Consider the following 14,825-nt stretch of genomic DNA (forward strand, 5'->3'; position numbering starts at 1 on the left):
GGGGGGCGTCGCGTGCCGTCTGTCACCGGCTTCGCCGAGTTCGTCCTCGAACGCCGGACGGGCTGGAATTCTCCCCGGGCGGGCTGAGGCCGCGGAATCAGCCCGTCCCCGTCACTCCCGGCCGCACCAGCCCCGACTCGTACGCCACGATCACCAGCTGCGCCCGGTCCCTCGCCCCCAGCTTGCCCATGATCCGGCTGACATGCGTCTTCGCGGTCAGCGGGCTCAGCCCCAGCGACTCCGCGATCTCCGTGTTGTTCAGGCCGCGCGCCACCAGGGCGAGCACCTGGCACTCCCGCTCGCTCAGCTGCCCGGAGAGCACCTCCGGCAGGGACACCTCGGCCGGTGCCCGCAGGGCCCGTGCGATCAGCCGGGACGTCGGGCCCGGCGAGAGGAGCGACTCCCCCGCCGCCACCGTACGGATCGCCTCCAGGAGCTCCGCCGGCTTCGTGTCCTTGACCAGGAAGCCGGACGCCCCGGCCCGCAGCGCGTCGAGGACATGCTCGTCCGTGTCGTAGGTCGTCAGCATCAGCACCTTCACACCGGCCAGGTCCTCGTCCTGGGCGAGGAGCCGCGTCGCCTCGATCCCGTCGAGGTCGGGCATCCGGATGTCCATGACGATGAGATCGGCGCGCTCCGACCGGGCGAGGTCGACCGCCGAGCGCCCCGTGCCCGCCTGCCCCACCACCTCCATGTCCGGCGCGGACTCGACCAGCATCGCGAACGCCGCCCGCACCAGCGTCTGATCATCGGCAAGCAGTACACGGATCGTCATTGAAGCCCTCCCCCGGCAAACCCTGCAGACCCTACAGAGGCCAGCGGCAGCACGGCCGACACCGTGAACCCGCCGCCCTCCCTGGGCCCGGCCTCCAGGGTGCCGCCCACGCTCCGGGCCCGTTCCCGCATCCCGACGAGGCCGAACCCGGGCGTGTGGGACGGGGCGACGGCCGCCGTCCCGTCGTCCGTGACGGTCACCCGCAGCGCCGCGTCCGACGCGTGGATCCGCACCTGGACGGTGAGCCCGGGCCCGCCGTGCCGCACCGCGTTCGTCAGGGCCTCCTGCACGATCCGGTAGGCCGCGGCGCCGACGGCGGGCGGCGCCTGCGCCTCCCGTACCGCCAGCTCGACCTCGGCGCCTGACGTCCGCGCCGCCTCCGCCAGATCGGCGAGGCCGTCGAGCCCCGGCAGCGGGCCGCGCGGCTCATCGGCGGTGCCCGCCCGCAACACGTGCAGCGTGGCCCTGAGTTCGCCCCGCGCGGAGCGGCAGGTGTCGGCGATGTCGTCGAGCGCCTTGGCCACCGCCGCCCGGTCGAGCCGCTCCGGGTCGGCGGCCAGGACATGCGCCGCCACGGAGGTCTGGACGCCGACCAGGGTGATGCTGTGCGCGAGCAGATCGTGCAGATCGCGGGCGACGCGCAGCCTCTCCTCGGCGACCCGCCGCCGCGCCTCCTCCTCGCGCGTACGCTCCGCCCGCTCGGCACGTTCCAGTACGGAGGTGACGTACTGGCGGTGGATGCGCACATAGACGCCGAGCAGCAGCACGGAGACGACCCAGCCGGAGATCCTGAGCACGTCGGCCACCTGGTGCGGGGCGACGCTCGCGTTGACGGTCAGCGTGATGCCGACGACGAGGAGGCCGGTGATCAGGGCCCGGCGTGGGCGGCCGGACACGGCGACGGTGTAGAGCGCGACCATGCCGACCGGGACGGCGGCCATGTGCGTGTAGTCCACGGCGTGGTACGGGGCGACGCAGGCGACCACCGCGAGGAGCACGAGCAGGGGGTGGCCGCGTCGCCACGCCAGCGGCACGTGCGCGCAGAGCAGCAGGCTCCACCCGAGGAGGCCGGGCCTGCGGCCGTCGTCGACGAACGCGGCGAGGAGGCCGGACAGCACCGCGAGCCCCGCGGCGAACAGCGCGTCGTCGCGCAGGGCGCGCCGGCTGCCGGGCACGGCCCCCGTGAAGGCGAGCAGGCCACGCGGCGCGGACGACCTCTCGTGAACCCGCGGTATGTCCCCCACAGTTGCATCCTCCCGTACGAGGGTGCCCCTCCGGCGGGAAAGGGGCACCCTGAGGCGGTCGACGTTCAGGACACGGTGGCCCGTTGGGGCTCCTTGGCCGCTCCGGCGGGCGCCGGGCGTGAGAGGTTGCCCGGCCACCACACCTTCCGCCCGAGCGCCACGCTCGCGCTCGTGACCAGATACGTCCGCACCAGGAACGTGTCGAGGAGCACCCCGACCGCGATCACGAAGCCCAGCTCGACGAGCTGCACCAGCGGCATGCTGGTGAGCACCGCGAAGGTCGCCGCGAGCACGAGACCCGCCGACGCGATGACGCCGCCCGTGGTCCGCAGTGCGGTCAGCGCCGCCTCCCCCGGTTCCGCTCCGGCGAGGGACTCCTCGCGCATGCGGTGCATCAGGAAGATGCCGTAGTCGACGCCCAGGGCGACGAGGAAGACGAAGGACAGCAGGCCGAGCCCGGGGTCCGTGCCCTCGAAGCCGAAGAGCGGCTCGAAGACGAGGCCCGCGATGCCGAGCGAGGCTCCCCAGACGGCGACCACGGCGGCGAGGAGCAGCAACGGCGCGACGAGGGACCTCAGCAGCACCACCAGGATCAGCAGGACCGCCACGAGGACCAGCGGCACGATGATCAGGCGGTCACGGTCGTTCGTGTCCTTGAGGTCGAGTTGCTGGGCGCTCGCCCCGCCGACGTACGAGCCGTCGAGGTCCGACCGCAGTGCCTTGATCGTCGCCGTCTCACCCGCCGACTCTGGCGCGGACGTCGCGATGACGGAGAACTCCGTCCAGCCCTTGCCCGTACGTCCCTTGGCGGCACTGTCCACGCCCTTGGTGCCCTTGATGTCGGCGAGGGCATCGGTGGCCCGGTCGGTGGGCGTCATCACGGTGATGGGCCGGGTGCCGCGTTCGGGGTAGGCCTTGGCGAGGGTCTCCATCGCGGTGACGGAGTCGGGGGTCTTGGTGAAGGAGTCCTCCTGCTTCAGGGCGCCCGGCAGGTTCAGCGCCCCCAGGGCGAGCGCGCCGAGCAGCACGGCGCCGCCCGCGAGCACGGTGAGGGGCCTGCGGCCCGCCGAACTGCCCATCATGGAGAAGAGGCTGCGGCGCTGCTTGGGCTCGCTGCCGAAGGCGGGCACGAGCGGCCAGAACACGCGCCGTCCGAGCAGGACCAGGAGCGCGGGCAGCAGCGTCAGCATCGCGAAGAGCGCGCACAGCACGCCGACCGTGCCGAGCGGTCCCATGCCGCGGCTGCTGTTGAGGTCGGCGGCGAGCAGGCAGAACAGCCCGAGCGCGACCGTGCCGGACGAGGCGAGCACGGCGGGTCCGCAGCCCTTGAGCGCGGCGGCCATCGCGTCGTAGGGCCGTTCGATCCTGCGCAGTTCCTCGCGGTAGCGGGAGACGATGAGCAGGGCGTAGTCGGTGCCCGCGCCGAACACGAGGATCGTCATCACGCCGCTGCTCTGGCCGGTGACGGACGTCCCGAAGCCTTCGTGCAGGCCGTACGCGATGCCCATCGCCAGGTAGTCGGCCATGCCCGCCACGGCGAGCGGCACGAGCCACAGGAACGGGCTGCGGTAGATGAGGATCAGGAGCAGCGCGACCACGCCTGCGGTGGTGTAGAGCAGCGGCCCGCCGAGCGAGTTGTAGACCTTGCCCGCGTCGGTGGTGAGGGCTCCGGGGCCGCCGACGTCGACGTTCAACCCGCCTTTGTCGTGGGCGATTTCGCGCACGTCGTCGACGAGCGCGTCCCTGGCCTTCTCGTCCTGCCCGGGCTCGTTGCTCGCCACCGGGTACATCAGCGTGGTGCCGTCCTTGGACGGTACGGCGCGTGGTGTGGCGGTCAGCTTGTGGGCCTTGCCGATCTCGTCGATGTGGGAGGCGGCGGCCTTGCGGTCGGCGGCGGTCAGGCCTCCGTCGCGGTGGTAGACGAGCACGAGTTCGGTGGCCTCGCCGCCGGGCAGCTGTGCCTGGAGCTTGGCGACGTGGGTGGAGTCGGCGCTGGCGGGGAGGTAGTCGACGACGCGGTCCTGCTGGGTGTCGGCCAGCTTCGACGCGAAGGGCCCGGCGAGCGCGATGACGGCGATCCACAGCCCCAGGAACAGCCAGGGCACGGCGCGGCGCCGTCGTGAGGTGGTCTGTTCGGCCCGCATGACGGGCCTCCTTCCGGCAGGTTGGCAGGTTCGTTGCCAACCCTTCCGGAGGGGGCCGTGCGATCCGTCGGGCGCGAGGGCGAGTTGGGGCGTACGGCGCAGGGAGGCGGCGGGGCCGCGCTACTCCCCCGGGAGTACGGCGGGCCGGCTCATCCGGGGCCGGGCGCCGGCCGTGCGTCGGTCAGAAGTGGGTCGTCCTGGCCGCCACCATCAGCCGGGTGACCTCATCGGCGCCGATGGTCAGCGCACCGCCGACCGTGGCGAGGACCTCGCGCTCGGCGGGGGTGTACGGGCCGTCGGCGAGCGCGATCCGCGCGCCCTGGAGCAGCAGCGCCTCACGTCCGGCCGGGGCGAGGTGCGGGGCCAACGGGCCGAGCGCCTCGTGGAGTTCTATGGCCAGACCGGGCCCGCAGTCCGGGACAGTCGCGCGGCCGGTGTCGGCGGCGAGCGCGTCGACGAGCGCGACGAGCTGTTCCTCGCGGCAGTCGTCGAATCCCGCGCCGCGCAGCGCGCCGACGGCCGCGTCGAGCGTGGAGCGCGACGAGGTGCCGCCCGCGGCGAGGATCGCCAGGACGACGGTGTGCACGGCGTCGCGGACCATGGCCGAGAGCCGGGTGGTCGTGGGATGGCCGAGAACGTCCGTTCCGAAGTGGTCGCCGCAGGCGGCGCACTCGACGATGGGTCCCGCGGTGCCTCGCGGCAGGACCGGGACACCGAGCAGGACGAAGCGGCGACGGCCGGTGCGGCGCTGGAAGTTGCGGTCACCGCCGCAGCCGGGGCAGAAGAACTCGCCGTCCCCGACGGTGGTCCAGGCCGTATGCACGCCGATCACGCGCCGGCGCAGGACCCGCCCGCGTGAAACGGGCGTGGCGAAGATGCGGGATTCCCGGCCGTTTCGTCCCCGCTCTGGCAGCACCGCGCACCTCCGTAACGCCCCGGCAACATTGCCGCGTTGGGCGTGATGTTAGCCACATTGTTGATGTGGCGTCAGCACCCTGTACGAGAGATGGCCGGTAGACGACCTGGACACGGTCGCACGCAAAAGCGCCGAACGGACCCATTCGAGCCCGTCCGGCGCTTGCGGACGTCGTGCTTGAGGCGCGAGGCGCAGGTCAGCGGGCCGCGCGGTTCACCGCGGAAACCGCGGCCTTCAGCGAGGCACGTGTCGTGTTCGCGTCGATGCCGATGCCCCACAGAACCTTGTCGCCGATCGCGCACTCGATGTACGAGGCGGCCTGCGCGGAGGCTCCCTCGCTCATCGTGTGCTCCTGGTAGTCCAGGAGGCGTACGTCGATGCCGATGCCCTGCAGTGCGTTGAAGAAGGCCGAGATCGGGCCGTTGCCGGTGCCGGTCAGGACCGTGTCGGCGCCGTCGACCGTCGCCTCGACGGTCAGCGTGTCCGTGCCGTCCTTGTCGGTGGTGGTCTGGCCGTTCTTGACCTGGATGCGTCCCCACGGATTCTCGGGGTTGGGCAGGTACTCGTCCTGGAAGATGCCCCAGATCGCGTCCGGCGTGACCTCGCCGCCGTCGGTGTCGGTCTTCGTCTGGATGATCTTCGAGAACTCGACCTGCATGCGGCGCGGCAGGTCCAGGTTGTGGTCGCTCTGCAGGACGTAGGCGATGCCGCCCTTGCCGGACTGCGAGTTGACGCGGATGACGGCCTCGTACGAACGGCCGACGTCCTTCGGGTCGATGGGCAGGTACGGGACGGCCCACTCGATTTCGTCGACCGTCTTGCCCTGCTGCTCGGCCCGGACGCCCATCGCCTCGAAGCCCTTCTTGATGGCGTCCTGGTGGGAGCCGGAGAAGGCGGTGTAGACGAGGTCACCGGCGTACGGGTGGCGCGGGTGGACCTCCATCTGGTTGCAGTACTCGGCGGTGCGGCGGATCTCGTCGATGTCGGAGAAGTCGATCTGCGGGTCGACGCCCTGCGAGAACAGGTTCATGCCCAGGGTGACCAGGTCGACGTTGCCGGTGCGCTCGCCCTGCCCGAACAGGCAGCCCTCGATGCGGTCGGCGCCGGCCATGATGGCCAGCTCGGCGGCGGCGACGGCGGTGCCGCGGTCGTTGTGCGGGTGAACCGACAGGCAGACGTGCTCGCGGCGCGACAGGTTCCGGGACATCCACTCGAAGCGGTCCGCGTGGGTGGAGGGCGTCGAACGCTCCACGGTGGCGGGCAGGTTGAGGATGATCTCGCGGCCCTCGGCGGGCTGCCACACGTCACAGACGGCCTCACAGACCTCCAGGGCGAAGTCCAGCTCGGTGTCCGTGAAGATCTCGGGGCTGTACTGGTAGCCGAAGACCGTCTCGGGGCCCAGCAGCTTCTCCGCGTACTCCATGACCAGGCGGGTGCCGTCGACGGCGATCTGCTTGACCGCGTCCTTCGAGCCGCGGAAGACGACCTCGCGCCAGACGGGCGCGGTCGCGTTGTACAGGTGGACGGTGGCGCGCTTGGCGCCGACCAGCGACTCGACCGTGCGGGCGATGAGTTCCTCGCGGGCCTGGGTCAGGACGGAGATCGTCACGTCGTCCGGGATCGCGCCGTCCTCGATGATCGACCGTACGAAGTCGAAGTCGGTCTGGCCCGAGGAGGGGAAGCCGACCTCGATCTCCTTGTAGCCCATGCGGACCAGCAGGTCGAACATCTCGCGCTTGCGCGCGGGGGACATCGGGTCGATCAGCGCCTGGTTGCCGTCACGCAGGTCCGTGGAGAGCCAGCGGGGAGCGACCGTGATGCGGTTCTGCGGCCACGTGCGGTCCGGGATGTCGACCTGGTCGTACTGGCCGTACTTGTGGATCGGCATGGACGTGGCGCGCTGCAGATTCGGCTTGATGGCCATGATGCGGGGGCTCCTCGGGAGTGTCCTTAAGGACGGCCGACGGTCGCTTCGCGAGCAACACCGAACTCCGCGGGGAGGGGGTCGGCCTCGACTACAGGCCCTCGCCGCGGCAGCTAAGGAGAAGCAGCCCGTAACGCATGATGCTCCGCAGCCTAGCCGAGCCGCGCTGTGTGCGCGGTTGCGTATCAGTATGCGGGATCGCCGTCAGGTAACGGCCAAGGGGTGATCAATACCTCTATTTCACTAATCATGGTTGCAGGTAGTGACACCGGCATGACCCAGTGCCACATTTGCCGCCATGACCGTCAATCCAGGCTTCGAGCCTGTCTTCTGCAGCATCATTCCGCCCCACGTGCTCGACACTCTGGCCCAGAGTGACGACGCCGCGCTCGCGGGCCCCGCCCGCCGCACCCTGGAACGGGACTCCATCGAGCGCACCCACCGCCGTCTGACCACGGTCATCGGCGCCCCGTCCGTCTCGCTGCCCAAGGAAGCGGCGGCGAACAAGCCGCACCGCACGATCTACGACGCGCGGCACAAGACCGACCTGCCGGGCCGCAAGGTCCGCGGCGAGGGCGAGAAGCCCGGCAAGGACGCGACCGTCAACCGCGCGTACGCGGGCCTCGGCGCGACCTTCGAGCTGTACCTGAAGACGTACCAGCGCAACTCCATCGACGGCAGCGGGCTGCCGCTGAACGCGACCGTGCACTACTCCGAGGAGTACAACAACGCGTTCTGGAACGGCGAGCAGATGGTGTTCGGCGACGGTGACGGCGAGATCTTCCTCGACTTCACCATCCCCGTGGACGTCATCGGCCACGAGCTGACGCACGGCGTCACGCAGTACACGGCGAACCTCACGTACTTCGGCCAGCCGGGCGCCCTGAACGAGTCCCTTTCGGACGTTTTCGGCTCGCTGATCAAGCAGTACACGCTCGGCCAGAGCGCCTCCGAGGCCGACTGGCTGATCGGCGCCGGGCTGCTCGCCCCGCGCGTCACGGGCAAGGCGCTGCGCTCCATGAAGGAGCCCGGCACGGCCTACGACGACGACGTGCTGGGCAAGGACCCGCAGCCCGCCGACATGGACCACTACGTCCGCACGGGCCGCGACAACGGCGGCGTGCACATCAACTCCGGCATCCCCAACCGCGCCTTCTACCTGGTCGCCGACGCCCTCGGCGGCAACGCGTGGGAGCGGGCGGGGCAGATCTGGTACGCCGTCCTGACCGGCGGCGAGCTGGCGCAGGACGCGTCGTTCACGGACTTCGCGAAGCTGACGGTGGCCGCGGCGCGCGCGAAGTACGGCGACGGCGACGAGCACAAGGCGGTCATCGACGCGTGGTCCACGGTCAAGGTTCCCGCCACCGACTGACGGACGGCCATCGGCCGGCGGACGCGCTACCGGCCGCCCACTCGGTGGAGTAGACAGGACCCATGCGTATCCAGGTGAAGCGGACCGGAGGATTCGCGGGCATCGACCGGCATGCCGAGGTGGACACCTCGGAGCTGGCCGATGCCCCGGAATGGCACGCCCTGGCCGAGGAGGCCGTGGCCGAGGGCCGGAGCACCCCGCCGATAGGGGTGCCGGACGGCTTCGGCTACCAGCTGACGGTGGACGGGCAGACGGTGTACTGCTCGGACCCGCGGCTGACGGAGCCGCAACGCAAGCTGATCTCGCGCGTGCTGAAGGAGGGCGCCTAGCGAAGAACGGGAAAAACTGAGCGTTGTTCATCTTTCTTCCGCACGCCCATTGACTTCCGTACTCGACGGTACGGAAGATCCCGCCCATGGCAGCGAGTGCGGCGATACCCCCGTTCCCCCACGACTTCCTGTGGGGCGTGTCCACATCGGCCCACCAGATCGAGGGCGCCGTCGACGAGCGCGGCGCCTCGGTGTGGGACGCGTTCACCGCCGTCCCCGGCCACGTCAAGGACGGCACCACGGCCGCCGTCGCCTGCGACCACTACCACCGCTACCGCGAGGACGTCGCGCTCATCCGGGACCTGGGGGTGGGCGCCTACCGCTTCTCGGTGTCGTGGCCGCGCGTCCTGCCGAGCGGCGCGGGCGAGGTGAGCGCCGCGGGCCTCGACTTCTACGACCGGCTCGTCGACGAGCTGTGCGCGGCGGGCGTGAGCCCCGTCCCCACGCTCTTCCACTGGGACACCCCGCTCGCGCTCGCCGATGAGGGCGGCTGGCCGCGGCGGGACACGGCCGAGCGGTTCGCCGAGTACGCGGCCGTGGTGGCAGCCCGCATCGGCGACCGCGCCAAGAAGTGGATCACCCTCAACGAACCCGCCGAGCACACCCTCCTCGGTCACGCGCTCGGCCAGCACGCGCCCGGTGAGCAGCTCATGTTCGACGCGCTGCCGGTGGCGCACCACCAACTCCTCGCCCACGGCCTCGCCGTACGGGCGCTGCGCGCCGCGGGCGTCACGGACATCGGCATCGCCAACTCGCACGGCCCCACCTGGCCGGCGTCCTCCTCCGCCGAGGACACGGAGGCGGCGGACTTCTACGACGTGCTCCTCAACCGCCTGTTCGCGGACCCGCTCATCCTGGGCCGGTACCCGGACGGCATCGGGGAGCTGATGCCGGGCGACGACATCGAGGCGGACCTGAAGGTCATCGCGGAACCGCTCGACTGGTACGGGATCAACTTCTACCAGCCGACCAAGGTGGGAGCCCCGCTCCCGGCGGCGACGTCGACGGAATTCTCGGGCCTGACACTGCCTCCGGAACTCCCTTTCGCGCCACGCGAGTTGGATGGGTATCCAGTGACGGACTTCGGCTGGCCGGTGGTCCCGGAGTCGCTCACCGAGCTCCTCACCGGCTTCCGCGACCGGTACGGCGACCGTCTCCCGCCCCTGGTGATCACCGAGAACGGCTGCTCGTACGAGGGAATCGACGACCAGCGGCGGATCGACTACCTCGACGGCCATCTCCGGGCCCTGCACCGGGCGCTGGAGGCAGGCGTCGACGTACGCGGCTACTTCGTCTGGTCCCTGCTGGACAACTTCGAGTGGGCGGAGGGCTACAAGCAGCGCTTCGGCCTCGTCCACGTCGACTACACCACCCTCGCGCGCACCCCGAAGGCGTCGTACGCATGGCTGCGCGAAGCACTCAGGGCGCAGCGGGCCCACCAGGCGCCACAGGCATGACCGCGCAGCCGGCCGAGGCGCTCAGGGAACCGGCCGAACGGGTCGGGCGGAGCTGGACGGGCGCGCTCTCGCTCGCCAACGGGGCGATCTGGGTCGGCTGGTACGGCCCGCTGCAGATCCTCCTCGCCCTCCAGGCGGAGGACCTCGCGCCGGCCGGCACGTCGAAGGAGACGGTCCTGGCGTGGGTGGCGGGCGCGGGAGCCGTGGTCTCCCTCGCCTCGAACCCGCTCTTCGGCGCGCTCTCGGACCGGACGGTGTCGCGCTTCGGGCGGCGCACGCCGTGGATCGTGGCGGGCACGACGGGCGGCGCGGCGGCGCTCCTGCTGCTGTCGGCCGCCGGGTCGGTGTGGTGGATGGCGGCGGGCTGGTGCCTGGTCCAGCTCACCCTGAACGCCGCGTTCGCCGCGGTGACGGCGGCCGTGCCGGACCGGGTGCCGAGGCTCCAGCGGGGCGCGGTGGGCGGCTGGCTCGGGGCGGCGCAGATCCTGGGCGTCGTGGTGGGGACGGGCCTGGCGACGGTCGCCGGGGGTGTGGGCGCGGGATACGCGGCGTGCGCGGTGTTCACCGTGGCGGGAGTGCTCCCGTACGTCCTGCGCCACCGGGACCTGCGCCTGGCCCCGCAGGACAGGCCGCCGTTCGCGTGGCGCTCATTCCTGTCCGCCTTCTGGCTGAGCCCGCGCCGCTACCCCGACCTGGGCTGGGCCTGGCTGACCCGCTTCCTGATCAACCTCAGCAACGCCCTGGTCCTGCTCTATCTCCTCTACTACCTGCGGGACCGCCTGGACTACCCGGACCCGGGCGAGGGCGTCCTGATCCTCACCGCGGTGAACGGCCTGACGCTGCTCGCGACGGTGGTCGTGGGCGGCGTCTGGTCGGACCGCGTGGGCCGCCGCAAGCCGTTCGTGCTCTGGTCCGGCGTGCTGATCGCGGTGGCCACGGCGCTGCTGTCCGGCTGGCAGACCTGGCCGGGCGCGATCGTCGCGGCGGCCGTGCTCGGGGTGGGCTTCGGCGTCTTCATGTCGGTGGACTTCGCGCTGATGACGGACGTGCTCCCGAAGGCCATGGACCGCGGCAAGGACATGGGCGTGATCAACATCGCCAACTCCCTGCCGCAGGTCGCGGCCCCGGTCCTCGCGGCCCCGATCGTGACGCACCTGGGCGGCTACCGGGTGCTGTACCTGGTGGCGGCCGCGATCGGGCTGGCGGGGGCGCTCCTTGTGACGCGGATCAGGGGCGTGGAGTAACGGGGCTCGGAGTAACGGGGCGTGGAGTAACGGGGCGCGGCCCTCAGAAGCCCAGCTTGCGGAGCTGCTTGGGGTCGCGCTGCCAGTCCTTGGCGACCTTCACGTGCAGGTCCAGGAAGACCGGCGTGCCCAGGAGCGCCTCGATCTGCTGGCGGGACTTGATCCCGACCTCCTTGAGGCGCTTGCCCTTCGGGCCGATGATGATGCCCTTCTGGCTGGGGCGCTCGATGTAGACGTTCGCGTGGATGTCGAGCATCGGCTTGTCCGCGGGCCGGTCCTCGCGCGGCAGCATCTCCTCCACCACGACGGCGATGGAGTGCGGCAGCTCGTCCCGTACGCCTTCCAGCGCGGCCTCGCGGATCAGCTCGGCGACCATGACCTGCTCGGGCTCGTCCGTGAGGTCGCCCTCGGGGTAGAGCGGCGGGCTCTCGGGGAGCATCGGGACGATCAGGTCGGCGAGCAGCTTGACCTGCTTGTCGCCGACCGCCGACACCGGCACGATCTGCGCCCACTCGAAGCCGAGCTCCTTGCCGAGCTGGTCGATGGCGATGAGCTGCTCGGCGAGGGTCTTGCTGTCGACGAGGTCGGTCTTCGTGACGACCGCGATCTTGGGGGTCTTCTTGATGCCGGCCAGTTCCTTGGCGATGAACCGGTCGCCGGGGCCGAGCTTCTCGTTCGCGGGCAGGCAGAAGCCGATGACGTCGACCTCGGCCCAAGTGGTCCGCACCACGTCGTTGAGGCGCTCGCCGAGCAGCGTGCGCGGCTTGTGGAGCCCGGGGGTGTCCACCAGGATCAGCTGGGCGTCCGGCCGGTGCACGATGCCGCGGACCGTGTGCCGCGTGGTCTGCGGCTGGTTCGCGGTGATCGCCACCTTCTGGCCGACCAGAGCATTCGTGAGGGTGGACTTGCCCGCGTTGGGGCGGCCCACGAAGCAGGCGAAGCCGGCGCGGTGGGGTGCCCCCGACGATTCGGACGGCTCGGATGACTCGGTACGAACGCTCATGGCGCCCATTCTCCCTGATCGCCGGAGGGCCGCAGCACCCTGAGGCGCCGATCGGGCTCTGAAAGGGCACGGACAAGGCATCGGCGAGGCATCGGTGAGCTCACGGAAACCGCCGCGCAACACGAAACACGGCGGAAACACCTGGGTGCCCGATCGGAAACGCGGGGCGGTGACGCTCTCCCTCTGCGCCCCCACCCGGAGGAGAGATTCCCCGTGCAGACCCTGTACTCCCCGGCCTCCCTCACGACCCTGGCCGCCGCCAAGGGCCCCGACACCGGCGACACCGCCTGGCTGCTCGCGGCCACCGCCCTCGTCCTGCTGATGACGCCGGGCCTCGCGCTCTTCTACGGCGGCATGGTCCGCACGAAGAGCGTCCTCAACATGCTGCTCATGAGTTTCGTGTCGATCGCCCTGGTCACCGTGGTGTGGCTGCTGGCCGGATACTCGCTCGCGTTCGGCGACGACGCGTTCGCGGGCCTGATCGGCGGCGTCGATCACCTCGGGATGGCGGGCATCGGCCCGAGCACCCTCACGGGCACGGTCCCCACGCTCCTCTTCACCACCTTCCAGCTCACTTTCGCGATCCTCACCACGGCACTGATCAGCGGCGCGATCGCGGACCGCACGAAGTTCACGGCGTGGCTGGTCTTCGTGCCGGTCTGGGCGCTGCTCGTATACGTTCCCGTGGCGCACTGGGTCTGGGGCCCGGACGGCTGGATCTCCTCGTCACTCGGCGCGCTGGACTTCGCGGGCGGCCTGGTCGTCGAGATCGCCTCCGGCGCCTCCGGTCTGGCGCTCGTCCTGGTCCTGGGCCCGCGCATCGGCTTCAAGAAGGACGCGATGCGTCCGCACAACCTGCCGATGGTCCTGATGGGCGCGGGCCTGCTCTGGTTCGGCTGGCTCGGCTTCAACGGCGGCTCGGCGCTCGGCGCGAACGGCCTCGCGGCCGCCTCCCTCCTGAACACCCTCCTGGCCGGCTGCACGGGCCTGCTCGGCTGGCTCTTCGTCGAGCAGCAGCGCGACGGCCACCCCACGACCTTCGGTGCGGCGTCCGGCGCGGTGGCGGGTCTCGTCGCCATCACCCCCGCGTGCGGGGTCGTCGGGGTGCTCGGCGCTGCGGTGGTCGGTCTCGCGGCGGGCGTGGTCTGCTCGTACGCCGTGGCATGGAAGTTCCGCTTCGACTACGACGACTCGCTCGACGTGGTGGGCGTGCACCTGGTGGGCGGCATCGTCGGCACGCTCCTGATCGGCCTGTTCGCGACGGCCACGATGACGGACGGCGCGGAGGGCCTCTTCTACGGGGGCGGGCTCGCCCAGTTGGGCAAGCAGACGGTGGCGGTGCTCGTCGTGGCGGCGTACACGTTCGCCGTGACGTTCGGCATCGGCAAGGCGATCGACAAGCTGATGGGCTTCCGCGCGTCCGCCGACGACGAGATGACGGGCCTGGACCAGACGCACCACGCGGAGACGGCCTACGATCACGGCGTCCTGGTCAGCCCGATGAAGGGGAGCACCGTCCGATGAAGCTCGTTACCGCGGTCATCAAGCCGTTCCGCCTGGACGAGGTGAAGACGGCACTGCAGGAACTGGGCGTCCTCGGCCTCACCGTCACCGAGGCGAGCGGGTACGGACGCCAGCGGGGGCACACGGAGGTGTACCGGGGCGCGGAGTACCAGGTGGACCTGGTGCCGAAGGTGCGCCTGGAGGTCGTCGTGGACGACGCGGACGCCGACCCAGTGATCGACGCGATCGTCCGCGCGGCGTCCACCGGCAAGATCGGTGACGGAAAGGTGTGGGCGGTGCCGGTGGAGACGGTGGTGCGGGTACGAACGGGTGAGCGGGGCCCGGACGCGGTGTGATTTCCCCTACCCCGCCCCTTCCCGAGAACCGGCTGCGCCGGGGCGTCCTCAAACGCCGGACGGGCTGAGAATTCCGCCGGTCCGGGGAAGTCTTTCAGCCGTCCGGCGTTTGAGGACGAACTCGGCGAAGCCGGTGACGGCGGCAACCAAGGCCCCCGCGCCAGAGCGGGTTTTCGGGAAGGGGCGGGGTTGGGGAAAAGGTCAGTTCGCCTCGACCCGCACCCCAACCTCACCATCCGGCCCCGCCAAGAACACCGGCGTACCGGCCCCGCCAAGGTCCCGCACAGCGGCAAGATCCTCGGCGGAGAGCTCCGACGCGCCGGAGACGACGGCCGCCGCCTCAAGGGACTCCGCGCCGGACGCCACTGCCATGGCAACGGCGGTACGCAAAGCGGAGAGCTGAAGGGAGGGAAGCGCGACGGTCCCGGCGACATAGGTCCGCCCCGTCTCGTCCCGCACAGCGGCCCCCTCGGCCACCCCGTTCCGCGCCCGCGCCGAACGAGCCAGCACAACGATCTTCCGGTCCTCAGCGTCAAGCGCAGCACTCTCGGTCATGAG

Annotated in this window: 13 protein-coding genes; 6 read left to right on the forward strand and 7 right to left on the reverse strand. The window is 71.0% G+C overall.

Translation table 11 applies throughout. The features are described from left to right. Positions 1–97 precede the first annotated feature (97 nt). The 5 genes from AB0E78_RS04375 to leuA all read right to left on the reverse strand — a co-directional run bounded on the left by AB0E78_RS04375 (position 98) and on the right by leuA (position 7,003). Complete coding sequence (locus AB0E78_RS04375; RefSeq protein WP_361828055.1) at positions 98–775, reverse strand: response regulator transcription factor; 678 nt, start codon at positions 773–775, stop codon at positions 98–100. After that, the gene (locus tag AB0E78_RS04380; protein ID WP_361828551.1) at positions 772–1,971 is read right to left on the reverse strand and encodes a histidine kinase; all 1,200 of its coding nucleotides are present in this window, start codon (positions 1,969–1,971) and stop codon (positions 772–774) included. Before AB0E78_RS04380 ends, AB0E78_RS04375 begins: the two co-directional genes overlap by 4 nt. Positions 1,972–2,084: 113 nt before the next feature. After that, positions 2,085–4,163: an MMPL family transporter gene (locus tag AB0E78_RS04385; RefSeq protein ID WP_361828058.1), complete on the reverse strand. Its 2,079-nt coding sequence runs from the start codon at positions 4,161–4,163 to the stop codon at positions 2,085–2,087. 181 nt (positions 4,164–4,344) lie between these two features. Further along, positions 4,345–5,040 (reverse strand): TerB family tellurite resistance protein, encoded by a 696-nt coding sequence (locus AB0E78_RS04390; protein WP_361828554.1) that lies wholly within the window; start codon positions 5,038–5,040, stop codon positions 4,345–4,347. A 235-nt stretch (positions 5,041–5,275) separates the two neighbouring features. Next, positions 5,276–7,003: a 2-isopropylmalate synthase gene (gene leuA, locus AB0E78_RS04395; RefSeq protein WP_361828061.1), complete on the reverse strand. Its 1,728-nt coding sequence runs from the start codon at positions 7,001–7,003 to the stop codon at positions 5,276–5,278. A 298-nt stretch (positions 7,004–7,301) separates the two neighbouring features. On the opposite strand from leuA, the gene AB0E78_RS04400 reads away from it, so the two are divergent. The 4 genes from AB0E78_RS04400 to AB0E78_RS04415 all read left to right on the forward strand — a co-directional run bounded on the left by AB0E78_RS04400 (position 7,302) and on the right by AB0E78_RS04415 (position 11,405). Beyond that, a complete protein-coding gene (locus tag AB0E78_RS04400; protein WP_361828064.1) occupies positions 7,302–8,375 on the forward strand; it encodes a M4 family metallopeptidase in 1,074 nt (357 codons plus the stop codon). A gap of 62 nt (positions 8,376–8,437) precedes the next feature. Then, complete coding sequence (locus tag AB0E78_RS04405) at positions 8,438–8,704, forward strand: protealysin inhibitor emfourin (RefSeq protein WP_361828067.1); 267 nt, start codon at positions 8,438–8,440, stop codon at positions 8,702–8,704. An 86-nt stretch (positions 8,705–8,790) separates the two neighbouring features. Continuing rightward, a complete protein-coding gene (locus AB0E78_RS04410; RefSeq protein ID WP_361828070.1) occupies positions 8,791–10,161 on the forward strand; it encodes a GH1 family beta-glucosidase in 1,371 nt (456 codons plus the stop codon). Continuing rightward, entirely contained in the window at positions 10,158–11,405 is a 1,248-nt protein-coding gene (locus AB0E78_RS04415) for an MFS transporter (protein WP_361828073.1), read from the forward strand. The genes AB0E78_RS04410 and AB0E78_RS04415 overlap by 4 nt, the downstream gene beginning before the upstream one ends. A gap of 43 nt (positions 11,406–11,448) precedes the next feature. Here the strand turns inward: AB0E78_RS04415 and era are convergent, their stop codons facing one another. Further along, positions 11,449–12,417 (reverse strand): GTPase Era, encoded by a 969-nt coding sequence (era, locus tag AB0E78_RS04420; protein WP_361828076.1) that lies wholly within the window; start codon positions 12,415–12,417, stop codon positions 11,449–11,451. Positions 12,418–12,621: 204 nt separating this feature from the next. Between era and AB0E78_RS04425 the strand changes: the two genes are divergently transcribed. Both AB0E78_RS04425 and AB0E78_RS04430 read left to right on the forward strand, forming a co-directional pair. Beyond that, complete coding sequence (locus AB0E78_RS04425) at positions 12,622–13,932, forward strand: ammonium transporter (protein WP_361828079.1); 1,311 nt, start codon at positions 12,622–12,624, stop codon at positions 13,930–13,932. Continuing rightward, entirely contained in the window at positions 13,929–14,267 is a 339-nt protein-coding gene (locus tag AB0E78_RS04430) for a P-II family nitrogen regulator (RefSeq protein WP_361828081.1), read from the forward strand. The genes AB0E78_RS04425 and AB0E78_RS04430 overlap by 4 nt, the downstream gene beginning before the upstream one ends. A 201-nt stretch (positions 14,268–14,468) precedes the next feature. Here AB0E78_RS04430 and AB0E78_RS04435 read toward each other — a convergent pair whose 3' ends face one another. Further along, positions 14,469–14,822, reverse strand: coding sequence for a cytidine deaminase (locus AB0E78_RS04435; RefSeq protein WP_361828084.1), 354 nt, complete (start codon positions 14,820–14,822; stop codon positions 14,469–14,471). Positions 14,823–14,825 lie beyond the last annotated feature (3 nt).

This window comes from Streptomyces sp. NPDC032198 (genome assembly GCF_040636975.1).
Taxonomy (GTDB): domain Bacteria; phylum Actinomycetota; class Actinomycetes; order Streptomycetales; family Streptomycetaceae; genus Streptomyces.